Source organism: Pseudanabaena sp. FACHB-2040, assembly GCF_014696715.1.
Classification (GTDB): domain Bacteria; phylum Cyanobacteriota; class Cyanobacteriia; order Phormidesmidales; family Phormidesmidaceae; genus JACVSF01.
Genome location: NZ_JACJQO010000005.1, coordinates 240,361 through 262,879 on the forward strand (window position 1 = coordinate 240,361; position 22,519 = coordinate 262,879).

Consider the following 22,519-nt stretch of genomic DNA (forward strand, 5'->3'; position numbering starts at 1 on the left):
TCTATAGCTCCATTCTGCAAAAAAGTAGCGAAATTTACAAAAAGTAGGCTGCATGGGTTCCATGAGAAGGTTTCATAGAACTCATGCAGCCTACCCGCAGGGCTATTTAAGAATTGACTTCTACACTTCGCCGCCCTGGGTGCCGGGCTCTTGAACAGGCTCGACGGTATCAGTTGGATAGGGCAGCAGCCAGTTCAGCAAAATCGCCGTTAATCCCCCAGTGGAAATGCCGGAAGAGAAGATGTTTTTGATCATGGCGGGCTTATCTACCAGCAGTTCAGGCACGTAAACGACGCCAAGGCCGAGGGCCAGGGACACCGCGACGATGATCAGCGAGCGCCGATCGAGTGGAGCCGAGGAAATAATGTTGATCCCAGCGACGGCAATGGCTCCAAACATGACGATGGTGGCTCCGCCCAAGACCGGCTGCGGTAGCGACTGGAAAATGCCGCCAACAACCGGCAGCAGCCCCAGCAGCACAAAAATGCCCGCGACAAAAAAGCCGACGTAGCGGCTGCCTACCCCGGTCATTTGAATGACGCCATTGTTTTGGCTAAAGGTGGTGTTGGGAAAGGTGTTGAACACGGCAGCGATGAGGGAGTTAACCCCATCACCCAAGACTCCACCTTTGATGCGGCGCATATACAGGCTGCCCTTGACCGGCTGCCGAGATACGGCAGAGGTGGCTGTGAGGTCGCCAATGGTCTCAATTGCGGTAATCAGGTAGAGCAGAATAAAGGGCAAAAAGGCGGCAAAGTTAAAGTCCATGCCGTAGCGGAAGGGAATGGGCACCCGCACTAACGGCAGGGTGCTGAGGGCACTGAAGTTGACGATCCCTAGAAAGACGGAGACTAGGTAGCCTAGTACGAGGCCAATGGCGATCGCACCCATTCGCAAATACCGATTGCCCGTCATGTTCAAAATCACAATAATCACCAGCACAAAGCCGCCCAAGGCCAAGTTTTGATTGCTGCCAAAGGTGCCGTTCTGCTGAGCAATCACGCCGCCGCCCATGCTGGTAATGCCGGTCTTGATCAGGCTTAGGCCAATAATCATCACCACTGTTCCAGAAACGACTGGAGTAATGATTTTTTGGGCCAGGTGCAGAAAACGGCTGAGAAAGACCTCGACAAACGAGCCAAAGAAACATAGCCCAAAAATCAGCGCTAGCGCTCCCTGGGGCGTTTCTCCCCCTGCGATCGCAGCTGTGCCTACGCCGATAATCGGCCCCAAAAAGGCAAAGCTAGTCCCCTGCAGGCTCAACAGCCCCGACCCTACTGGCCCAATCCGTTTGCACTGAATAAAGGTGGCAACGCCTGAGACAAACAGCGACATGCTGATGATGTAGCCGGTATCGGCCGGTTCCAGCCCCAGCGCATTGCTGATGATCAGCGGCGGCGTGATAATCCCGACAAAGGCTGCCAGCACGTGCTGCAGCGCTACCACAATTGCTTCGCCAACCGGGGGCCTATCGTCTAGTCCGTAGATCAAATCTGCTGATACCCTGGGCGGCTCAGGCGTGGCCGGGATATCCGCCGTGAACTTTTGATCAGAAGATGCCATCGTGTCTAGCCTTTAGAGTGAATGCAACAAGATTGGGGCAAGCACATCGAGCAAAGCTGTCACCACTTCAACCCAACGGCCCGGCTAGGATGATGCTAGAAATGGCGTTTGTGACATCGCGGGGGTCTTCCTCCGCCAGCTGCCGGTACCACTTCTGGGTCACCTCAGGCTCCTTGCCGTGGATCATTTCCGCCCGCTTGCGAGCCTTTTGCACCACTGCAGTGGTGCGATCTTTGCGGTCTTTTTCGTAGCGGGCCAGGGCATAGTCCAAACCCACATTTGTCGTCATTAAATATTGGGCCAGCACCAGGCCGTCTTCCATTGCCTGGCAGCCCCCCTGCCCCAAATCTGGGCAGGTAGCGTGAGCCGCATCGCCTAGCAATGCCACCCGGCCTCGCACCATGCGATCAATCGGGCCAACATCATGGATCTCAGGTCGGGCTATCGTGGCTGGATCTAGCCGCTCAATCAGCCGCTGCACCGGTTCAGCCCAACCTGCAAAGTACTGGGCCAGGTCGGCCTTATGCGTTTCAGGATGTCCGGGGGTGCCCTTGGGCAGCGGCACATCAAAGAAGAAGTAGAAGCGATCTCCTGCAACCGGCATCAGTGAGGCCCGCTGGTGGTCACCAACATAAATCACCCAGTCGTTAGCGGGGGCCAGATCGGGGCTAGCGGGCACCAGGCCATTCCAGTTGATGTAGCCGCCGTATTGGGGCTCTACTTTGCGCCCCAGCACGTGCTCCCGCAAAATCGAGTGAATGCCGTCTGCCGCTACCAGCAGATCGCCAGTAGCCCGATGGCCGTTCTCAAAAATAGCGGTAATGCCCTTTTCGTCTTCTTCGATGGCAACACACCGATGGCCCAGCTTAACCTCGCCCCCATAGGCCCCCATCAGCATGGCCTGGAGATCGGCTCGGGCGACGGGGTAAGGCCGCTGCCCTACCGCTTCAATTAGGGGCAAGAGGTCGATGTCATTGAGCAGTTCTCCGGTCTTGGTAAGGTACTGCATCCGATCCATCCGACCGCCAATCTGCGCTATCTGCTGGCCTAGCCCCAATCGGTTGAGCACCTTCACCCCGTTAGACCAGAGGGAAATGCCCGCCCCCACCGGACGCAAATCGCGCACCCGATCATAAACCTCTACTTCAAACCCAGCCTGCTGCAGGGCAATCCCTGCGGTTAAGCCGCCAATGCCTGCACCAATGACGATTACCTTCAGGTCATTCATAGCATCTCCCCAGTTCAACCCTGTAAACGATAGATTATTCCCCCCACAATCTACTTGCCCAGCGGCAGCTGATCCCCACCCTATAAAGTTTGAACAGTACTGCATTCCTAAAAAGCAGATTTGCCAAAAGGGATACAGATAGGGGCAGAGGTAGGGCGAAATAGTTGGCTTTAAAGCGGGCAGTAGCTTCCTTTAGGCAGTGCTTAGAAGAAGAACTGGGTTTGGAAGCTCAGCAGGAAAATATCGGGGTTGTCGCTGAAGTTGTTGGCGTTGCCAATCCAGTAAAACGAGGGAATTAGCGCCAGATTTTGGCTCAGGGGATAGCGGTAAGACAGCTCCACTTCATGCTGCACACCGCCATCGCCACCGCCCGAAACTAGGAAGTTGCGCCCAGCAGTCACATTAAAGGGCTGCAGGTAGGAAATGGTAGCCAATGCCCCTTCTTTAAACAGATCAGGAAAGGCAACGCCGAGCTGGAAAGAGTACCCGTTGATTTCGCCTGGGGCTCGGCCGAGGGTGGCGGGCTGTAGGTTGGTGCTGCCGTAGCTGTAGCGGCCAAAGAAGCCCAGCCAGTCGGTCACCTGCCAGTCGAAGTTGACCAAGAAGGTATCGGCGGTCGCAAAGCTCAACGGCCCCCCCAGCCCATCGTCGGCAAAGCCATAGAACGGTTCACTGGTGGATCCGCCAACTAGACCCGCCGCATTGGCTGCCAGACTGGAGCGGGTGTAGAGCAGCCGCAGGTTGAGATTATTGGTAGGTCGGATGCCCACTTGGGCGGTCAATGTGTTGGTGCCACCAAATAGACCCACTGCTGGGTTTCCTGGTGGCCGCAGCCCCGGCAGAAATTCGTTGCTCTCGGCCAGGTAGCCCAGCCGGAAGTCGAGCCAGTTAGTGGGATTCCAAACTGCGATCGCACCTGCCCCCCGATCCACTGCATTAACTTGGGTGCCGCCACTGGAGTTAAAGCTGTTTGCGCCGGTCACAAAGAAGGTGTAGCGGTTGTTATCAAAGTAGCGATACCAGTTGATGCGCGGGCCGATGTCTACTGTGATGCGATCGCCCACCGGAAAACTGTAGGAAAGCTCTCGAACCGCAAAGTCATCAGGCGTAACGCTGCCATTTTGGAACGTAAAGGGCGTGCCAAAGGTATTGAACAGCCCCGCCGATACATAGAAATTTGCAGGAGCCGTTCCATTACCCGCCACCAGCTGCAGATTCAACCGGTCAGATCCGGTAAAAGACGTGTCCATATTGAGGAACGTCAGGTAGCCGTAGTTGAGCGCTGTATTGCCCTCAACTGTGCGAACAACGGGCTGTAAGGTCACCGGATCACGAGCAGGCGTAAATGCGTTCAGTCCCTCTGCCCGAATGCCGCCACTGGTAAAGCCGTTGCCCAAAAAGGCAAAAACGTTGCCCCGGAGCTTGGTCATGGTGGCAAACTGATTAGCCTCTAGCTCTGCCGCAGCTACCTCCAAGTCATCTACCCGCTGCCGCAGCGTAGCCAGCTCAACCCTAAATTCCGCCTGCAGGCGGCTCAGTATATCAATATCAGGGCGAGGTCCTGGTGCGACCAGAGCAGACAATGCGTTGAGGCAGGCATTCAGGCCTGCGGCAAATTCATAGCGAGTTAGAGCTGCCTGACCCTGGAAGCTGGCGTTTGGGTAACCCACCAGACAGCTATAGTCTTCCACTAGCTTCTGCAGTGCTTGATAGGCCCAGTCCGAAGGCAACACGTCAGAAAGCTCTCCGATACTAGTCAGTTGAGCCAGCTCAGTCCCTTCTTCCTGGGCAGTTGTCCAGCTCTCATTAGGGCCTGCCGGATTGATTAAAGCAGCAGGGGCTTCTAGGGATGGAGAAGGGAGCTGCTGATGTGTAGATGCAGTAGCTTGAATGGATAGATCAGAGCGATTGGGGTTTGCCTCCCCAAGAGAGGCCCTTCGGCCCTGTAGGTGCGAAAAATCAGGTTCTGCAATCAGCGCATCGGCCGATTGTACCCAGGATTCATCAAGGGGTTTAAGTTGTTCAGAGGCGGCTACTGGAGCTGCAAAAACTAGTAAAAAAAGACCTGTCTTCAATAACAATTTCTGCCAGCCATCAGAAACAGGAAGACAACTTTGTGCTTCCGAAGTCACTTGGCTCATTAATTTTCCTCACACCCACCTTTTGGTAGATGACAGTAGCAAGCAAAGACAGCCAAAAAAGTAGCCGAGAAGACAGCTACAGAGAAATCTGCATAAACGTACAAGCGAAAGTTAGATTTGGGCGGTGCACTTTAGTACAAGTTGGCCCGCTGAGCTGTACGCTTTGCTCGCAATGACTATTTCTGGCTCCTTATTTACCTATTACCATCTGCTATTTGATCACGCATAGGTAGTAAAGCCACTGGTCAACATTGGCGTACAACTCTTTTTCTTGAGTGATTTCTAGACCACTTTTCCACGAATAAGTCTTGATATCTGTAAAGTCAGGCGTTAGCTGGTTAACCTGTTCCTTGGGCCTGATGTAGTAGGTTTTTAGCCGAAAGTTGTGGGACTCATCTCGGATCACTGCATAATTAGCAGCCTGTAGCTTATGGGGAATGATTGAAGCATTAAATCCCCGAAAAAGAACCCACATTACCAAATTTACGTAGGTTTTGATAGGGTTGAAGCTGAGCTGCGTTTTAACGTTAAATGCTCGTTCAATGCCCTGAAGGCTGTGGCTAGAGAAGCAGAAATAAGCGCCAGGCTTACCCACTCTTGCAACTTCTTTAAAGATCTTTAGCCGATCGCTGTGGGAAACATAGTCGATGCCGTTGAAGCTAAACAGGATGAAGTCGAAAGTGTTGTCTTCAAACTGGCGCATGTTCCTGGCATCGCAGACTTCAAACATTGCCGGATGGGAGGCGCTTGAGAAACGGCTCTTGCAGGCTGCGACCATGTCGGCTGAGTAGTCTATACCAATGTATTCTGCAGCTACGTTAGAGAAATGTTTTGCTGTTCGTCCTCCCCCAACCCCAATATCTAGCATCTTCATGTTGGGGAGCTGGTCTTGAAGCAGGTCGAGAACTGTCTTCTCTGCAGGCTGCAGCATATTTAACTGAGCATAGTGGTGCACCACCCCACGGGATGAATAGGTTTTTCTATTGCTATCGTCAACCATCACCGATGCACTCTCATAGCAATTGAGCTAGGACAGTCGGCCGATGCACTCGCTGTAACGCTGGATTCTCTATCGTTCACCCTGCCGCCTGCGGAGAAGGCACTGCGGCATTATTTCCCTTCTTCCAATATTTCTAAATGGGCTTTGCAGATATTAAGCCACTCAACTGCTTCTACAAAACTCAGATTGCGGTACTTGGCTAGCTTTTTGATCTGCTCTAGCTTAATGTCAAACAGCAAGTGTTTCTTCCATCTCCAGAGCACTTGTGATGATATCTCTACAGCCTGAGCAAAATCCTCAAAGCTATTGTACCGTGCCTGTTCTGTGTCAATCCAGGACGATAGTGTCTGGGTATTCCAAGGGTAGTAGTTGATTTGCATTTTCATTAAATGCTTGCTAATCGCTCTAGACTACTGCCAATCTAGTGCCTATGGCTAGCGATGAAAAAGGTATTGCAATAAAAACAAGGTTTGTTGAACAATCAATAAACTCTTGAATTACTGATTGAACTTAGAATTCATGAAGGCCTATCCTTTCCTGTGGTCAATTCTTATGGATAATGCCCATCCCCCTTCGAATGCGCTATATCTTGCTCTGAGTGCACAAGCCTGTACCTCTAGTGTTTGCTCTGATTTAGCACAGGTTTGCATCGAATTAGCATAATCTTGAATTAGGTTAACAAACTGTATTGATTAAAATCAATACAGGCAGATGAGATTCCTCTCGTTTGTTGAACCATGATAAAAACAGTATCGTCTGGGACATTTTCAACAGCAGCTTATGAGCAACTTCCTCTCTAACAAACAGTGGGAAGACTTAGAAGTCTATTGCTCCCAACTGGCGGTAACAGGGCGAGAAGCCCAAGCTCAAGCCTTTCGACGCTGCCTGCACTGGTTTAAGCATTCACCGCCCCACAAAATCATTGCCATTACCCCAGGTATGTGGAAAATTGAGTTTGACACTGAAGCAGAAGCCGCGCACTGGATCAAAATCTGCAGCAGCGCCAGCAGCAGCAATAGCGTTACCTTTAGCCAAACGGGCGCGATCGTCATTGTTGAGGGGGTATAGAACTGCGATCGCATCCCAGTTACCGCCGATCGATTCTAGGCAGGCCTAAATAGGTTGGCCAGATTGGGAGCAGTAGCGGTCGAGATCATCTTTAAACAAGCCTAAACAAGCGGCTGCGGAGATCGCTTGCTTTCTACCCAGGTCAAATCGACTGTGCGATCGCACAGTCGATTTACCAGTGGCTTGTCATGGCTGACTACAATAACCCCCACCTGATGCAGCCGGGTGTAGTCTAAAACGGCCTGCCAAATCAGCGCCTGGGTATTGGCATCGAGCATGGCGGTCATTTCGTCGGCAATTAGGTAGCGGGTCATTGGGTTGAGGGTACGTGCGATCGCAATTCGCTGCAGCTCGCCGCCGCTCAGCTCATGAGGATAGCGATTGAGCCAGCCCGCGTGAACACCCAGAGCCTCGAGCTGATGCAGCAGGGGAGGATGCCCCTCTCGCAAGATCTGATCGATCCGCCAGCGGGGATTGACCGCCAGTTCTGGGTTTTGAAAGACGAGCTGCACCGGGCAGTAGCCTCGGCTCGACAGCGGTAGGTCATTGACCCTAACCTGCCCCCGAGTAGGCCGCAGATAGCCCGCCAGCAGTTTGACCAGAGTGGTTTTACCAAAGCCTGAGGGAGCCATTAACCCCACTACCTCGCCCGGTTTTACCGAGAGGCTCTGGGCCTGCACCACCCAAGGCAAATGAGGCTCGTAGCGAAACCAAAGTTCTTCACCGATCAGCATGGATGCACCTCACTAAACCTTCCCGCACCGCCCGCAGCGCTGGCCGCTCGGCCCGGCAAGCCTCTGTCACCCAGGGGCAGCGATCGCTAAATAAGCAGCCCACCGGCAGCGCCTCCGGACTGGGCTGATGCCCCGGCACCGGCACAAAGTCATTTTGCGGCAGAGAGCGCCACAGGGCCTGAGTGTAGGGATGGCGCAGATTACCGCTAGCGAAGTCTTTAGCGGCAGCAATCTCCACCGTGGTTCCGGCATAAAACACCGCCACTCGATCGGCTATCTGCAAAGCCGCTTCGATGTCGTGAGTAATTAAGATCACGCCCCGTCTATCCTGGGCTAGCTCGCGCAGGTGGCTTAGCGTTTCTGTCACCACATCTGGATGCAGGCCTGGGGTAGGTTCATCGGCAATCACCAGCTCGGCCTGACTAACAACTGCTGTAGAAACCAGCACTCGCCGTGCCATGCCGCCAGAGATCTGAAAAGGGTAACGCTGCTGGGTTTTAGACGGCAGATCGTAGCGCCGAAAGGTGCGATCAACCGCTGTTTTGGCCACTGATTTCGGTAGCCCATTGAGTTGAGCTACCCGCTGCACCTGCGGCCCCACTCGCATGAGCGGATCGAGATAGCCTACCGACTGGGGGATCAAAGCAATAGTCTTACCCCGAAGTCTCTGGCACCGTTCTAGGGTCAGCGGTTCTCCCCGAAACAGCATTGTTCCACTGAGGGCCGCATTCTCTGGCAAAATTCCCAAAATTGCGTGGGCCAGCAGGCTTTTACCCGAACCGCTGGCCCCGACAACGGCCACCACTTCCCCCCGTCGCACCTCTAGATCTAGATCAGTAATGACTGTAAGCTGCTTGCGGTGCAGCCCTTGCTCATATTGGGTAAAGGTAACGCCCAGATTAGCAATGGAAAGCATCTCTATTCCTGACTGGTTTTAGGATCAAGCAAGGTCCGCAGGTTTTCGCCCAGCCAGTCAAAGGCTTTGACCGACAGCAGCAGCAGCAGACCGGGCAACACCCCTAGCCACCAGTAGCCGGTAGACAGGTGCCGCATCGACTCGGCCAAAATAATGCCGATGGCAGGCAGGTGGGGCGAGAGGCCAATGCCGATAAAAGACAGGGCCGCCTCATGCAAAATCGCGTGGGGAAACAGCAAAATCAGCCCCACCAGCAGCTGTGGCATGATGTGGGGCACCATGTGGTGGCGAGCAATCCAGGCGGGGGAGCGGCCCAGCCGGTGAGATAGCTGTACGTAGTCTGAGCTGTTGACCTGCAAGACTTCCGCCCGAATGACCCGAGCCAAACTGGGCCAGTGGGTCAAGGCCACTGCAATGATCACGCCTCGGGTGCCGCCGCCAGCGGCAAAGGCAATCAAAATCAGCAGCACCAGGTGGGGCAGGCTCAAGCAAACGTCAACTACCCAGGTGATCAGGCCATCTACCCAGCCGCCGAGGGTGCCTGCTGCTAAGCCTAATAGGGCTGCAATCAGGGCGCTCAGGGTGGCCGCCAGCAGGCCGATGCGCAGACTGAGAGACATGCCGTGCAGTGAGCGGGTCAGCATATCTCGCCCTAGCCAGTCTGTACCAAAGGGGTGGGCCAGGGAAGGCGGCTGGTTGCGCTGGGCCAACACTGGGTTGAGCCCGGTATCTCCCAAGAACCAGGTGCTGAGGATGACAGCGACCAGAAAGAACAGGCATAAGCCGATGATCCAGAGGGTTTGCTGCCGCCGGTTGCCTCGACCTTCTCGAACCTGAGGGCTTACAGGAGCGGTAAGGGTCATGCTGCCCCCCTGCCACCCAGGCGAATTCGGGGATCAATCACTTGGTAGGCCAAATCAGCCAGGGTATTGCCGCTGTAGACAAACAGAGCGCTAAAGAAAACGATGCCCACCAGCAGCGGCACATCACTGCGTAGGGCTGCTTGCACCGTGGCTTCTCCCAAGCCGGGGTAGGCAAATACCTGCTCCACCAGCACCGACCCGCCAAACAGTTCGCTCAGCGAGGCAAACTGCAGGGTTAGGGCAGGCAGCAAAATGTTTCGCAGCCCGTGATGTTTTAAGATGCCTCCCAGGGTCTCACCTTGGGCTCGGGCAAACAGCACATAGTCGCTGCTGAGCACCTCAATCAGCTTTTGACGGGTATGCAGAGCAATGTTGGCAACTCCAATAATGCTGAGGGTGATGGCAGGCAGCAGCAGGTGGTGCAGGTGCTGCCAGAAGGTGACGTTTTGAGACAGCACGCCCGGTGGGGCGGCACAGCAGATCGGGGTAACCCGCAGCGACACGGAAAAGAAAATCAGCAGCAGCAGCGCTACCCAAAAGGTGGGTGAAGAGGCCAGGGTGTAGGCATAGAGGCGAATGCCCCGATCAATCCAGGTGCCCTCAAAGGCCCCAGCTAGCACTCCTAAGCCCAGCCCCAGCAGGCCAGAGATCAACCATGCGATCGCAAGCAGCTGCAGCGACACCTGAAACCGCTGGTTAATCACCTGCGCGACGGGCTGGTTAAACACCATTGATGTGCCCCAGTTACCCTGAACTAGCTGCCCCAGCCAGTCCCCAAATCGGCCTAGCATTGGCTGATCGAGGCCCCAGCGCTGGGCGATTAGCTCTCGCTGCTCTGGGCTAATTTGCAGCATGTCGGCCCCGATGTAAGCCTGCACCGGATCGATAGGCGATAGGCTCAGCAGCACAAAGGTCATGACCGCTACGGCCAGCAGCAGCAGCGCTAGCCGCACCAGCTTGCGGCTGAGAAATATCAGAATCGGCCTTAGCTGCATGTCCACGTCCACTCAGCGATGTTGGCTGTAATGGGCCAGCCGTGGCCGTGGGGTTCAACCTGGGGTTGGCCAATGTCTAGGCATTCACTGACAAAGTAGGTATGGTTCAGGTTCACCAGCCAGGCCCAGGCCGCATCGCCCTTGGCTGTAAAGCCTTGCTCACCGTCCCACTGGGCCGCCTGCCAAAATGCGATCGCTTCTGCTTCTGAGGGCGCGCCCATCGCCAGATCCAGCGTTCTATCAATGGCCTCGTTGGCGTAGTAGCCCGCGTTATAGAAAGCGCCCTGAGCCGCCTTGCTGTGGTAGAGGTTGTACATTTCCGATTGGTCGTGGCTGCCCCAGCCAAATAGCACCGCATCACTGTGCACCCGGGGCGTAATCTCGTCCCAGCTCTTGCCCTCTACATTGATCTGAATGCCAACTGGCCTGAGCATTTCCGCCACCGATAGCGCCAGCGCCTGACGGGTGCTGTCACTGGCCGGGTAGAGCAGGGTAAATTCGGCCCTCTGCCCAGCTTTTTCAACAATGCCGTCTCCGTTGGTGTCAGACCAGCCTCCCTCTGCCAAAATTTGGCGGGCCTGCTCTGGCTGTGCATCTTCAATGTTTGCCCTAGGTTCCTCCCAGGCCAGCCCAGAAACGGGGCCATAGGCAGGCGAGCCATACCCCTCCAACACACCCTCCACCAACGCCTGCCGATCAACGGCGTAGTTCACCGCCTGTCGAATTGCCAGATCGGAGGTTACCGGATTGCCAATGGGTCGGCCATCAGGGGTAGTTTGACCCGTTGGCGGTGGATAGGGGAACATCAGCCCCCGGTTATCCACGCTGGCCACGTCGTACAGCTTCATGCCGCTCAGGCTCTGCACTGCTAGAGACTGGGGCACGCTGACCACCTGCGCCTGCCCCGCTCTTGCCGCCGCAAAAGCCGCATCTTCTTCGGTAAAGAGAAAGACCAGCCGCTGAATGCCGGGGGCCTCGCCATAGTAGTTGGGGTTGGCTTCGACAATGAGCTGCTGGCCCTCATCCCACTGCACCATCTGGTAGGGGCCAGAGCCAACGGGATTGCGAGCATAGTCGGGGCCATGGGCGTGCTGAGGCACAATGCCCAGCGTGATCAGGCGGTTTACAAAGGCGCTCTGAGGCTGCTTTAGCCGCAGTTCTACTGTGTAGTCATCGGTGGCTACCGCTTCTTCCAGCGCCGTGACATCAGTGAGGCCGCCGCTTTCGGCTGCTTTGTTAAAGGTGTAGGCGACATCGGCTGCCGTTAATGGCTCGCCATCGGAAAATTGAGCATCCTGGCGAATCGTCACGGTCCAGGTTCTGCGGTCATCGCTGACGGTGTAGCCCGTAGCCAAATCATTGACGATATTGAGATCTTGGTCGCGCCTGAGCAAGGTGCTTTGGAACAGGGGTGACCCGTAGCGGCCCCAGCCCAACGTAGGATCGTAGCCCTCCGAACTCTCCCCACCAATCGCTAAGACGATCTGCTCTGCAGACCCCCCCTGACTAGGAGCAGAAGCCGTTGAGTCGGACGAATCAGAGGCACACCCGGCCAGCAGTTGTCCGGCTAACAGCACACCTGCAGACCAAATTGAAACTTTGAGGGTTGAAACCATCACCTGCCCATATTCGGTAGATTGCAGCGTGAAATCCCCTTCTAGAGAAAGGCTTCACGACTTTTGAGGCTATCATCGCCACTCCTTCGCAACAATCCCGGGGTAAGGGATATAAAGAGGAAAAAAAGAGAAAGAAATGCCAGATTAAGCCCTTTAGGGAGCGCTCAAGTAGCAGTGGCAGTCTGGCTTGTCTAATAGAGATTCCACTAAGGCATTGAGCGTTGCGGCAGCTAGCAGCCCGCCGCCCAACGTGCCCTCTAGAGTGAAGCAGGGAACTCCCGCCTGGAGCAGCCGCCGCTTGGCCGCAGGGGCATGGCTGAAGCCGATAGGCATGCCAATGATTAGGGCAGGCTGAAGTTTTCCTTGTTCAATCAGGTCGCAGGCTGTTGTTAAAACCGAGGGCGCGTATCCCACCAGTAAGATGCTCCCTGTGGGCATTTGCTGCAGGTGGTGCTGCCACAGGTGATCTTGCCAAAAGGCCTGCTCGGCGTCATGAGCATCGGTGATGTGGGGGTCGGCAATGAGGGTGCTTACCGGACAGCTCAGGTGGGCCAGCCGAGTGTGGTCAAGGGCAGCCGTGACAGCAGGCACGTCTCCTACAATCTGGCACTCGGCCTTTAGCGCCTCTCGGGCTGCTGCGATCGCATCTCCGCTGCGCCGCACAAAGGGCACCAGGCTGACATCTCCGCAGGCGAGCACCAGTTTTGTCAGCAGATGAACTTCGATCTCAGATCGCCCAGAGAGATCCGGCAGCAGTCGCTGCAGCGATTCTTCAAAGGCTTCAGGATGGGTCGCCGTTTCGGCATCCAGGCGCTGCCACAGATGTTCTAGCGACACTAGACCTGATTGGGTTTCGGCCTCCAGCCAGCGAAGCTGTGCGATCGCATCGGCCTGCACAGACTGACACTTGCGATCGCGCCCCAGCACCCCTTCAAGCGCCATAGCCGTTTGCCTCAGACGCGATAGCTGCTGGATGACAGTGCGGTAATGCTGCTGCAGCTGGGCCAACATCACCTGTTCCCCCGGCAGTTCATCGCCCTGCAGCAACTGCTGAATGTGCGCTAGCTGAAACCCCTGTTTCTTGAGTGCCACAATCCGAGACAGCTGCTGCACATCCTGCTCGGTGTAGAGGCGATAGTTGTTGGCAGAGCGCTGAGGCTGGGGCAATAGACCCAGGTTGTGGTAGTGCCGCACCATGCGCGGAGTTACCTCGCCCCCCACCGCTTGGGTGAGTTCTTTGATCGTGAGATAGCGGCCCATCATTTGTTTAGTTTAAGTCGGCCAATCAGAATCACCAGGTTGACATTGACATTGATGTCAATGTTTAGGCTAAACGGGCTGGCATACCCTCTGCATCGCCATGACCTTCACCCTAACGCTACGTCATTTGCCGACGCTATCGAAAGAACACCCTGAGACAGTTGCAGCTGCCCTCTGCGGTTTGCTGGTGCTGCTGGGGTGGCTAACGCTGCACTGGGGCTGGCTGGGGATTAGCCTGCTGCTTCTGCCTGCCGCCTATGTCATTGGTGGGTATGAAAGCGCCCGTGAAGGATTGACCACCCTCTTTCAAGACAAAGAACTCGATGTTGACCTGCTGATGATCGTGGCAGCGCTAGGGGCTGCCGGATTGGGTCTGTGGCGGCAAGAATATACCCTGATCATCGACGGGGCCATTCTGATTCTGATTTTTTCGATCAGTGGGGCCTTAGAAAGCTACGCCATGCAGCGCACTGAGCGCAGTATTCGCGCCCTCATGAGCCTCACTCCCGATACCGCCAGTGTGCTGCGGCAAGGGCAGGAGCACACCGTGCCAATTGCTCAGCTCCAAGTCGGCGATTGTGTACTCGTCAAGCCAGGAGAGCTGGTTCCAACCGATGGCGTAATTGAGGAAGGTTTTAGCACGTTAAACCAGGCTCCCATTACCGGAGAATCGCTACCCGTCGAGAAAGGAGTGGGCAGCGAGGTCTTCGCAGGCACCCTCAATGGCAGAGGAGCGCTAAAACTAAGAATTCATCAGCCGCCCGAGAGCAGCCTCCTGCAGCGGGTCATTCGCCTGGTCGAACAAGCTCAGACCGAAGCCCCACCCTCCCAGCAATTTGTTGAGCGCTTTGAGCGGGGCTATGCCAAAGTGATTGTGCTGTCAGGCATTTTGCTGGCAACTCTGCCGCCTTTCCTCTGGGGCTGGGATTGGGAAACGACCATCTATCGAGCCCTGATTTTTCTGGTGGTAGCCTCTCCCTGTGCGCTGATGGCGGCAATCATGCCAACCTTGCTCTCCGGCATTGCCAACGGCGCACGGCAGGGAATTTTGTTCAAAAATGGAGCGCAACTAGAGACTATCGGGCGAGTTCGAGCCATTGCCTTCGACAAGACAGGAACATTAACTACCGGCACCCCTAAGGTAGTGAGCTGGCAGGCCGTGGACCGGCCAGAAACAGAGCTGCTGCGGGTGGCCGCCGCGTTAGAAAGCCTCTCCGAGCACCCCATCGGCAATGCCATTGTTCAGCTGGCGCGTGAGCAGGGCCTGTCGTGGGCAACAGCTCAAAACGGCCAGGCCCATGCTGGGCAAGGCATCACCGGGGACGTCGAGCAACAGTCGGCCTTGGTGGGCAGTGCCGCCTTTGTGCAAGCCCAGGTAAAGCGTTGCCCCGAAGATTTAGCCCAACAAAGCCAGCAGTGGGAAGCGGAGGGCAAGACCGTTGTTTGGGTTGCCGTGCAGGCTGCCGTAATAGGCATCATTGCCGTAGCCGATACGGTTCGTCCGGAGGCAGCTCAGGCGATTGCCGGACTCAAGCAGCTAGGGCTCGAATCGGTGGTGATGCTGACCGGAGACAACCCCCGCACGGCCCATCACATTGCTGAAAAACTGGGGGTCGATCAGGTTTATGCCCAGCTTCTACCAGAGGATAAAGTCAACGTCATTCGGCAGCTCCAGCAGCAGTATCAGACGGTAGCTATGGTGGGCGACGGCATTAACGATGGCCCGGCCCTAGCGCAAGCTTCGGTAGGCATTGCTATGGGGGCAACCGGCAGTGATGTGGCCCTAGAAACGGCTGACGTGGTGCTGATGGCAGACCGCCTAGAAAAATTGGAGCATGCCATTCGCTTAGGGCGTCGTTCACAGGTGATTGTCAAGCAAAATATTGCCTTTGCGCTCGGCTTTATTGTGTTGCTGCTAGTGACTAATTTTGCCGGACAGATTACTCTTCCCCTCGGCGTTATTGGCCATGAGGGGTCAACGGTTCTAGTCACCTTAAGTGGGCTGCGTCTGCTCCGGCTTAGATAGCTACCGAGGCAAAGCCGCGATCTGAGCGATAGGCTTTTGGAATAGGGGTTTGCTGCTGGCCTGCAATCATTTCAGCCAGCGCTTTTCCGGCCAAAAAGCCGACAGACATGCCATGTCCTGTGTACCCAGCCGCAAGGTACTCCCCTGGCTGGCCGGGCAGTTCCCCGATCAGAGGGTTTTCGTCGGGGGTGTACCCCATAATGCCCGTCCACTCGTATTCGATTTTGGCTTCTCTGAGAGGTGCAAAGGCTTCACACAGAAATCCTCTCAAGCCCTGGCTGACATTGGGCTCAATAACGGTAGCATCCTCAGTACCAATTTCTCGGGTTGGGGAGCGCCATCGCATACCGCCAAAGACAATCCGGCCATCAGGCCGTTGAATTGCGTACTCGTAGCCGTCGTTGGCAAGCCAGTCGAAGTCCCAAAGGCGAGGAACGGGCTCTGTGGCAATAACCTGCCCTCTAACCGGAGTGATGATGCTTTTAAAGTTTGGCAGGAGGTGATGGGTAAAGGCATTGGTTGCATACACCACAGACTGGGTTTGGATTGCGCCCCGGCTGGTTTGGAGAGTGAAACCGCCTGAATGCCTTTTTACAGCCTCGACATTGGTTGCAGGGTAGATGGTTGCCCCCTTTTGAGAGGCCACCTGAGCCATGCCCAGCACTAGCTTGGCAGGCCATATCTGAGCGTGCTGAGGTTCAACCAGTGCTGCTTGAAAGACTGAGCTGTGAGTTTGCTTGTCTACCTCCGCTTTATTCCAGAGGTCAATAGCGAGGTTGTGAGCAGCCATCAGGCTGTAGTTTTCCTGCAGGGCCGATGCCTGCTCGGGCGTGAGCGCTAGGGTGACCCACTGGTTAAAGTGCAGATCACAGAGAATGTTGTGATCCTCAACAAACTGACGCATGAGCTCAGTACTCTGCTGGGTGAATGCCCAAAGGGCAAGGGTTTCTTCTAGCCCAACATTTTGGACAGACTCACCAAAGTTTTGGTTAGGGCCAATGACAACATGGCCGCCGTTGCGCCCTGTAGCCCCCGAAGACAGATTGCCTCGCTCTAGCAATGTCGTCTGGATTCCCAGTGAACTTAGCCAGTAGGCCGTGCTGACTCCGGTTAGACCGCCGCCGATTACCACGACATCCGAGGATGTGGGCAGGTCTTGGCTATCTGGCAGCGGTGGAAGCTCCAGGTTAGCTAGCCAGAAGGATTGACTCGATGTTTGAAAGTTCATACCTAAATCTTGCAAGCTGTTGACGCTCGCTGGCAATCCTCGACTGCCTCAGATTATCTTGTAGGCTGATTCACAATGCAGCAGCGAAAAAGGTTTCCCTATGGGCAGTGGCACAGATTGCCTTAGTCGGGCAATTGTTATCGGCGGCAGTATCGCAGGGCTTCTGACGGCTCGTGTTCTGTCTGAGGCGTTTCAAGAAGTTGTTATTGTTGAGCGAGATCAGCTGCCTCAAAGCAGTGCGCCCCGCAGAGGTGTGCCGCAATCTGTTCAGCCTCACATTCTGCTAACTAAGGGTTATCGGATTCTAGAAGCGCTATTTCCAGGAATTGGAGCAGATCTTCACTCTGCTGGGGCTTTGCCGATTGACTGGGGCAGAGAGTTTCACTACTACCACCGCGGTGGCCGCAATGCCACGTCTGAAGGCGATTCTGGTCTAGTGTCGTTTACGTGTACTCGACCCCTACTAGAGGCTACTGTGCGCAGTCGCGTAGCCAAGCTGCCGAATATAAAGTGGCTTGAGAGCTGCCGCGTCTGTGGGCTGGTGGGCGATCGCAACCAAGTGAGCGGCATTCGATATCGGCTGAGCCGTCCAACTGAGCAGGAGCAGCACCTTTCTGCTGATTTAGTGGTAGATGCCAGTGGCCGGGGTTCTCTTGCGCCTAAATGGCTCGGTGACATTGGGGCTGATGTTCCGGCTGCGACTGTTATAAATCCCTACGTTGGCTATGCCACCCAGCGATTGCAGATTCCGGAGGGCTGGCTTGCCGATTGGAAGGTGCTGCTGGTTAGCCAAGAAGCGCCGCATAACCCTCGCTTGGGATACCTAGCCCAGGTTGAAGGGGGAGAGTGGATTGCTACGCTCGGTGGCTATGGTAAAGACTACCCACCTCTGGAGCACAGTGGCTTTCTCGACTTTGCTAAGAGCTTGGCTAGCCCAGAATTTTATGAGGCAGTGAAGGCGGCTCAGCCAGTAACCGAGATTACGGCACACCGGGCAACAGCTAACCGGCTGTATCACTACGAACGCCTTCAAATGCCTCGTGGTTTTGCCGCTTTGGGCGATGCTGTCTGTGCCCTATGCCCTGTATACGGGCAAGGAATGACCCTTTCTGCTATTGCCGCAACAGTGCTTCAAGACTGGTTGCAGCAGCTCAAAGGCAATCAGCCGATGGATACCTCTAGCTTCCAACAGAGGTTAGCTAAAGGTTCGCAGTTTCCCTGGGGTGTGGCTACAGGATCAGATTCGCAGTTTCCTGGTACTGAAGGGGCTATTCCGTCGAAGCCATTGGGCGGACTGTTCCAGAAATACGTAGAGCAGCTGATTCAAAAGTCGCAGGAAGAGGCCTGGATCCACATTCGCTTTACAGAAATTGCCCATATGGTGAAGCCGCCCACAGCGTTTTTTGAGCCGCGGCTTGTGCTAAAAGCGCTGAGTCGGTAGCTGCTTATTCTGCTCGGGTGTCTCGCTTAAATCGTGGTTGAGAGCACTAGCGTGTTTTGATGGGCACGCTTTGCTTTGTCCATCGTACAAAACTGCTTATCCTGCTGTTTAGTGGATGACTTGCATGTGGCAAGGGTTGGAGATGCGATCGCATCTCCCCAAATTTCCTGCTGCCCAACTTCACTAGCACAGCCCGAAAGCGCTATTGCTTGAGCCCGCTTCTTAGTTTAGGATATAGTACAAAAATACTATTTTAGTTGAATAGCCCTGGGGGAATACTGATGACGCTGGCTAGCGGGTAAAGCTATCAACGCTTTAAGGGTTCTGAGCCATCAACCAAGTCTGGAGGGCTATGCAAACTCAATGGACACCTGAACAAGTGCTGGCATTAGCACCTGATGCGGCCTCTGCCAAAAATGGCCGGGGCCTCGCGATTGGTCACAAGTGGTCTTCTTTGGGAACGCATCAGTCAGCAGTTTGGGGCGAGTGCCAGGGCAGCGGCAAAAATCCCTACCGCACCCAGATTGACTTGAGTGAACCGGCCTTTCGCTGTAGCTGCCCCAGCCGCAAATTTCCCTGCAAGCACGGCTTGGCGTTGTTTCTGCTGCTGGCTGAGCAGTCCTCGGGATTTGCAGAGCAGGAACCGCCAGATTGGGTAGCTGAGTGGCTTTTGAGCCGAACCCAACGAAGTCAAAAACAGGCCCAAAAAGAAACCCAACCAAAGGAGCAGACGGCTGACCCTCAGGCTCAAGCGAAACGAGCCGCCGCCCGTCAGCAGAAGGTCAGTGCTGGCATTCAAGAATTGCGCCTTTGGCTCGAAGACCGGATACGCCAGGGATTGGCCACTTTACCGCAAGAATCCTATCAACTTTGGGACACGGTAGCGGCCCGCATGGTCGATGCTCAAGCCCCTGGGCTGGCCCGCCGTTTACGAGACTTGGCTGGAACCGTCCACAGCGGAGCAGGCTGGTGTGACGCTACCTTAGCCAGCATGAGCCAGATCTACCTCTTGCTAGAAGGATGCGATCGCATTGAAACCCTACCCCCTGAAGTACAGGCCGAGCTGCGAACTCAGATCGGCTGGGCCATCTCCCAAGAAGAGGTGCTCGCTGGAAAAGCCCATGCTGATCTGTGGCTGATAGTCGGGCAGCGGATTCAGCAAGAAGACCGTTTAAAAGTTCGCCGCACTTGGCTCTACGGGTTAGAAAGCTCAACCTCGGCGATGCTGCTCGATTTTGCCCACGGTCAGCAGCCCTTTGAGCAAACCCTGCTGCCGGGAACCTGCTTAGAAGCAGAACTGGTTTTCTACCCCAGTGCCTATCCTCTACGGGCTTTAGTCAAAACACGCCGGGAATCGGTGCCGCTGTCTAAGAGCCCACCAGGATATGCCGGAATAGAAGATGCGATCGCTTCGCTGACCGGTCAGGTCGCATCCTATAGCCAAGCCTATGCCGCCTGTCCTTGGCTGGAGCAGTTTCCCCTGCTGCTGCAGGCGGTTGTGCCGCTGCGAGATGGAGAACGCTGGCTGCTGCGAGACGCTCAAGGATTAGTCTTGCCTTTGCTGAGTCGGCTAAAACCTCAGCAAGGCTGGCAACTTCTGGCACTCAGCGGAGGTCATCCCCTCACTCTATTTGGTGAATGGAATGGGACGGAACTGCTGCCATTAAGCGTTTGGGTAGAGGAGGCATTTTATGGGTTGGCAAGCTGATTCTCCCTGGCAGGCGGTTGTTTCTGCAGCCCTGTTGGGCACTGAGCGGCAGCCCTTCACTTCCCCCACTGCACCGGGAAAACTGGGGCAGCTACTCGCGCAGTTAACCTCCCATGCACCAGAATCTGCGCTGTTGACAGCGGCTGCTGCCCTTTCGCTGCATCAGCGGGCTGGGTGGTTTCCTGAAAACTATTCAGGTTCAGCGCCAGCACCCTGCAGCCTTGATGACTTGCCTCGCTGCAGTACCCGTGCAGGTCGATTTCTTCAGCAAATGCTTCAACGACAGTACTCACCCGTTTTGCCAGAATGGCTTGGACTGGCAACCCAGCTAGGGCAACGAGTTCCCGACATCTATCTGCCCCAACTGCTGAACCTGGGCCAGCAACAGCGAGACTTACGCAGCCTCATCCTGCCAGTTTTGGGACAGCGGGGCCGCTGGTTAGCAGCTCAAAACTTAGACTGGAGCTATGCGGTCGAGGTTGCTACTGAAGCAGATTGGGAAACGGGATCTCAGGCCGCACGGTTGCTATATCTAAAGGAACTGCGCTCTCAAGATCCAGAGCGAGCCCGAGAATTGCTGGCGGCGACCTGGAGCCACGAACCCGCCAGCGATCGCACCCAATTCCTCGAAACCTTTCGCACTGGCTTAAGTCTGGCAGATGAGCCTTTTCTAGAGGAAGCCCTCACAGATCGCAGTAAGGAAGTGCGCCGCACTGCCGCCGATCTGTTGGCCAGCCTACCCGAATCTCGCCTGTGTCAACGCTTGGCTGAGCAGGTTCAGCAGCATATCTTTCTCAACCCGACTCAGGTTCCTACTCTGACCGTTCAGCTACCAGACTCCCTCAATCCGGCTCTGATTCACGACGGGATTGAACCCAAGCCCAGTCAGTTTGTCGCCACACAGCTAGGCGAAAAAGCCTGGTGGCTGCTGCAAATGATCGGAGCCACTCCCCTCAGCTTCTGGAGCGAGACTTGGAAGATCCCCCCTGCAGAAATCGTCGGACACGCTAAAGACCACGAGTGGGAAGCCGTCTTGCTAGAGGGCTGGGCACTTGCAGCAAAACGGCAGCAAAATGCCGACTGGGTGCAAGCTTTATTAGGAATTTGGCTGGCGGAAGGAGTAGTCAGAACCCCTGTGCTGCCGGACGTGAGGCTAGATAGCCTGCTAAACATTCTTTCCTTTAATCAGCAAAGTGCCGTTTTGGTGGACCTTCTCAAATCTGGGCCGGGCAAGGTCAATGATTTTCTTACCCTCTCCCTTTTGCGTAGCCGGGATGGTTGGAGTCTGAAGCTGGCAGAAACCGTGCTGGATCACCTTGAAGATTACCTTTCTCACCAAAATCCCGCGATGAATCAGGCCTGGGAACTTCACGCTGCCTTGAAGGAATTTGCTCGGGTCATCCCAATTGGGCTGCTGCCGAGAGCAGTTCAGCTGCAGGAGGGGCTGCCTCCAGATTCACCTTGGGCTGCCAGCGTTAGAGAGTTCTTAGCGCTATTGAGATTCCGGCAGAAGATGGTGCAGGCCTTTGAGGTGACAGACAGCGGTTAGCGCGCCCCTGAACCAGACAATCTCTCCCACCTTTAACGCAATTCAGTCTTAAACAATGGCAACCCCAAAATCTAAAGCGACTAGTTCCGCAGTCCAGTCACCCAATGCTCTCCTGCGAGAGCACGCCGAGCAGCAGTTTGCTCACGAGTTAGAAGAGCTGACAAAGGCAGACACCCGCCAGCGGCCCCCCAACTGGAAGCTTTCTCCCTGGGCTGTCTCCCTGTATCTGCTGGGCGGTACCCTGGAAAACGGTTTCGAGATATCGCCTAAGTACATTGGCAATCAGCGGCTAATGGAAGTTGCGATCGCAACTCTAGCCACCGACCGCGCGCTGCTGCTCTACGGCGTTCCCGGCACCGCCAAATCCTGGGTATCAGAACACCTAGCGGCGGCAATCTCTGGAGATTCAACCCGGCTGATTCAAGGAACAGCAGGCACCAGCGAAGAAGCCATCCGCTACGGCTGGAACTATGCTCGCCTGCTGGCAGAGGGGCCATCGATGGAGGCGCTAGTCACCAGTCCCATGATGCGGGCCATGTCAGAGGGCCGCATTGCTCGGGTCGAAGAGTTGACCCGCATTCCCTCAGATGTGCAGGACACGCTGATCACCGTGCTCTCTGAGAAGACCTTGCCCATTCCCGAGCTGAACACCGAAGTTCAGGCAGCCAAGGGATTCAACGTCATTGCCACGGCAAACAACCGTGACCGAGGGGTGAATGAACTCTCCAGCGCGCTCAAACGCCGCTTCAACACAGTAATTCTGCCTGTACCTGACACTATGGAGGCTGAGGTAACCATTGTTCAACAGCGGGTAACTAGCTTGGGGCGGGCTCTGGAGCTGCCTGCAGAAGTTCCCGCCCTGGAAGAAATTCAGCGAGTGGTCACCATCTTTCGAGAGCTGCGCAATGGAGTCACGATCGACGGCAAAACCAAGCTCAAGTCTCCTACCGGCACTCTCAGCCCAGCCGAAGCGATCTCAGTGGTGAATAGCGGCATGGCCCTTTCTGCCCACTTTGGCGATGGCTCGCTCAACGCTAGCGACCTAATCTCTGGCCTGGTCGGCGCAGTGGTCAAAGACCCAGTTCAAGATCAGGTGGTCTGGAAGGAATACCTGGAAACCGTGGTCAAAGAACGGGATGGGTGGAAAGACCTGTACCGGGCCAGTCGGGAAATGCTCTAGGAG

General features: G+C 55.4%; 18 protein-coding genes. 6 read left to right on the plus strand and 12 right to left on the minus strand.

Going from position 1 to position 22,519, the window contains the following annotated elements; all coding sequences use genetic code 11:
* Positions 1-120: 120 nt before the first annotated feature.
* The 5 genes from H6G13_RS04805 to H6G13_RS04825 all read right to left on the minus strand — a co-directional run bounded on the left by H6G13_RS04805 (position 121) and on the right by H6G13_RS04825 (position 6,318).
* Positions 121-1,563 (minus strand): nucleobase:cation symporter-2 family protein, encoded by a 1,443-nt coding sequence (locus H6G13_RS04805; protein WP_190482028.1) that lies wholly within the window; start codon positions 1,561-1,563, stop codon positions 121-123.
* A 67-nt stretch (positions 1,564-1,630) separates the two neighbouring features.
* A complete protein-coding gene (gene hpxO / locus H6G13_RS04810) occupies positions 1,631-2,791 on the minus strand; it encodes an FAD-dependent urate hydroxylase HpxO (protein ID WP_190482029.1) in 1,161 nt (386 codons plus the stop codon).
* A gap of 203 nt (positions 2,792-2,994) precedes the next feature.
* Positions 2,995-4,866 carry an iron uptake porin gene (locus H6G13_RS04815; RefSeq protein WP_242028151.1) on the minus strand — a complete coding sequence of 624 codons (1,872 nt, stop codon included), beginning with the start codon at positions 4,864-4,866 and terminating at the stop codon, positions 2,995-2,997.
* Between the two features lie 277 nt (positions 4,867-5,143).
* Entirely contained in the window at positions 5,144-5,932 is a 789-nt protein-coding gene (locus H6G13_RS04820) for a class I SAM-dependent methyltransferase (RefSeq protein ID WP_190482031.1), read from the minus strand.
* 110 nt (positions 5,933-6,042) lie between these two features.
* Positions 6,043-6,318, minus strand: a complete 276-nt coding sequence (locus tag H6G13_RS04825) for a hypothetical protein (RefSeq protein WP_190482032.1) — start codon at positions 6,316-6,318, stop codon at positions 6,043-6,045.
* Between the two features lie 394 nt (positions 6,319-6,712).
* On the opposite strand from H6G13_RS04825, the gene H6G13_RS04830 reads away from it, so the two are divergent.
* Positions 6,713-7,000, plus strand: coding sequence for a hypothetical protein (locus H6G13_RS04830; RefSeq protein ID WP_190482033.1), 288 nt, complete (start codon positions 6,713-6,715; stop codon positions 6,998-7,000).
* A gap of 101 nt (positions 7,001-7,101) precedes the next feature.
* Here the strand turns inward: H6G13_RS04830 and H6G13_RS04835 are convergent, their stop codons facing one another.
* The 6 genes from H6G13_RS04835 to H6G13_RS04860 all read right to left on the minus strand — a co-directional run bounded on the left by H6G13_RS04835 (position 7,102) and on the right by H6G13_RS04860 (position 13,387).
* Positions 7,102-7,734, minus strand: coding sequence for an ATP-binding cassette domain-containing protein (locus H6G13_RS04835; RefSeq protein ID WP_190482034.1), 633 nt, complete (start codon positions 7,732-7,734; stop codon positions 7,102-7,104).
* Entirely contained in the window at positions 7,721-8,650 is a 930-nt protein-coding gene (locus H6G13_RS04840; protein WP_190482035.1) for an ABC transporter ATP-binding protein, read from the minus strand. The genes H6G13_RS04835 and H6G13_RS04840 overlap by 14 nt, the downstream gene beginning before the upstream one ends.
* Before the next feature lie 2 nt (positions 8,651-8,652).
* Complete coding sequence (locus H6G13_RS04845) at positions 8,653-9,513, minus strand: ABC transporter permease (RefSeq protein ID WP_190482036.1); 861 nt, start codon at positions 9,511-9,513, stop codon at positions 8,653-8,655.
* Complete coding sequence (locus H6G13_RS04850; RefSeq protein ID WP_190482037.1) at positions 9,510-10,508, minus strand: ABC transporter permease; 999 nt, start codon at positions 10,506-10,508, stop codon at positions 9,510-9,512. The genes H6G13_RS04845 and H6G13_RS04850 overlap by 4 nt, the downstream gene beginning before the upstream one ends.
* Complete coding sequence (locus H6G13_RS04855; protein WP_190482038.1) at positions 10,499-12,124, minus strand: ABC transporter substrate-binding protein; 1,626 nt, start codon at positions 12,122-12,124, stop codon at positions 10,499-10,501. The genes H6G13_RS04850 and H6G13_RS04855 overlap by 10 nt, the downstream gene beginning before the upstream one ends.
* 153 nt (positions 12,125-12,277) lie before the next feature.
* The gene (locus tag H6G13_RS04860) at positions 12,278-13,387 is read right to left on the minus strand and encodes a precorrin-8X methylmutase (RefSeq protein WP_190482039.1); all 1,110 of its coding nucleotides are present in this window, start codon (positions 13,385-13,387) and stop codon (positions 12,278-12,280) included.
* A gap of 97 nt (positions 13,388-13,484) precedes the next feature.
* Here H6G13_RS04860 and H6G13_RS04865 point away from each other — a divergent pair, with 97 nt between their 5' ends.
* Positions 13,485-15,410, plus strand: coding sequence for a heavy metal translocating P-type ATPase (locus tag H6G13_RS04865; protein ID WP_190482040.1), 1,926 nt, complete (start codon positions 13,485-13,487; stop codon positions 15,408-15,410).
* On the opposite strand, the gene H6G13_RS04870 is transcribed toward H6G13_RS04865, so the two are convergent.
* Positions 15,403-16,638 (minus strand): FAD-dependent oxidoreductase, encoded by a 1,236-nt coding sequence (locus tag H6G13_RS04870; protein ID WP_190482041.1) that lies wholly within the window; start codon positions 16,636-16,638, stop codon positions 15,403-15,405. The two genes, H6G13_RS04865 and H6G13_RS04870, sit on opposite strands and share 8 nt — an antisense overlap.
* Positions 16,639-16,738: 100 nt before the next feature.
* Between H6G13_RS04870 and H6G13_RS04875 the strand changes: the two genes are divergently transcribed.
* From H6G13_RS04875 to H6G13_RS04890, 4 genes are all read left to right on the plus strand, one after another.
* Positions 16,739-18,079 carry an FAD-dependent monooxygenase gene (locus H6G13_RS04875; protein WP_190482042.1) on the plus strand — a complete coding sequence of 447 codons (1,341 nt, stop codon included), beginning with the start codon at positions 16,739-16,741 and terminating at the stop codon, positions 18,077-18,079.
* A 352-nt stretch (positions 18,080-18,431) separates the two neighbouring features.
* The gene (locus tag H6G13_RS04880) at positions 18,432-19,787 is read left to right on the plus strand and encodes an SWIM zinc finger family protein (protein ID WP_190482043.1); all 1,356 of its coding nucleotides are present in this window, start codon (positions 18,432-18,434) and stop codon (positions 19,785-19,787) included.
* Positions 19,771-21,336: a DUF5691 domain-containing protein gene (locus H6G13_RS04885; RefSeq protein ID WP_190482044.1), complete on the plus strand. Its 1,566-nt coding sequence runs from the start codon at positions 19,771-19,773 to the stop codon at positions 21,334-21,336. Before H6G13_RS04880 ends, H6G13_RS04885 begins: the two co-directional genes overlap by 17 nt.
* A gap of 55 nt (positions 21,337-21,391) precedes the next feature.
* Entirely contained in the window at positions 21,392-22,516 is a 1,125-nt protein-coding gene (locus tag H6G13_RS04890; RefSeq protein ID WP_190482045.1) for an AAA family ATPase, read from the plus strand.
* Positions 22,517-22,519: the final 3 nt, after the last annotated feature.

Bases quoted from the DNA above. Each gene is read 5' to 3' on its own strand.
- H6G13_RS04805 (WP_190482028.1), bottom strand. From the start codon at position 1,563: ATGGCATCTTCTGATCAAAAGTTCACGGCGGATATCCCGGCCACGCCT.
- hpxO (WP_190482029.1), bottom strand. From the start codon at position 2,791: ATGAATGACCTGAAGGTAATCGTCATTGGTGCAGGCATTGGCGGCTTA.
- H6G13_RS04820 (WP_190482031.1), bottom strand. From the start codon at position 5,932: ATGGTTGACGATAGCAATAGAAAAACCTATTCATCCCGTGGGGTGGTG.
- H6G13_RS04825 (WP_190482032.1), bottom strand. From the start codon at position 6,318: ATGAAAATGCAAATCAACTACTACCCTTGGAATACCCAGACACTATCG.
- H6G13_RS04830 (WP_190482033.1), top strand. From the start codon at position 6,713: ATGAGCAACTTCCTCTCTAACAAACAGTGGGAAGACTTAGAAGTCTAT.
- H6G13_RS04835 (WP_190482034.1), bottom strand. From the start codon at position 7,734: ATGCTGATCGGTGAAGAACTTTGGTTTCGCTACGAGCCTCATTTGCCT.
- H6G13_RS04840 (WP_190482035.1), bottom strand. From the start codon at position 8,650: ATGCTTTCCATTGCTAATCTGGGCGTTACCTTTACCCAATATGAGCAA.
- H6G13_RS04845 (WP_190482036.1), bottom strand. From the start codon at position 9,513: ATGACCCTTACCGCTCCTGTAAGCCCTCAGGTTCGAGAAGGTCGAGGC.
- H6G13_RS04850 (WP_190482037.1), bottom strand. From the start codon at position 10,508: ATGCAGCTAAGGCCGATTCTGATATTTCTCAGCCGCAAGCTGGTGCGG.
- H6G13_RS04855 (WP_190482038.1), bottom strand. From the start codon at position 12,124: ATGGTTTCAACCCTCAAAGTTTCAATTTGGTCTGCAGGTGTGCTGTTA.
- H6G13_RS04860 (WP_190482039.1), bottom strand. From the start codon at position 13,387: ATGATGGGCCGCTATCTCACGATCAAAGAACTCACCCAAGCGGTGGGG.
- H6G13_RS04865 (WP_190482040.1), top strand. From the start codon at position 13,485: ATGACCTTCACCCTAACGCTACGTCATTTGCCGACGCTATCGAAAGAA.
- H6G13_RS04870 (WP_190482041.1), bottom strand. From the start codon at position 16,638: ATGAACTTTCAAACATCGAGTCAATCCTTCTGGCTAGCTAACCTGGAG.
- H6G13_RS04875 (WP_190482042.1), top strand. From the start codon at position 16,739: ATGGGCAGTGGCACAGATTGCCTTAGTCGGGCAATTGTTATCGGCGGC.
- H6G13_RS04880 (WP_190482043.1), top strand. From the start codon at position 18,432: ATGCAAACTCAATGGACACCTGAACAAGTGCTGGCATTAGCACCTGAT.
- H6G13_RS04885 (WP_190482044.1), top strand. From the start codon at position 19,771: ATGGGTTGGCAAGCTGATTCTCCCTGGCAGGCGGTTGTTTCTGCAGCC.
- H6G13_RS04890 (WP_190482045.1), top strand. From the start codon at position 21,392: ATGGCAACCCCAAAATCTAAAGCGACTAGTTCCGCAGTCCAGTCACCC.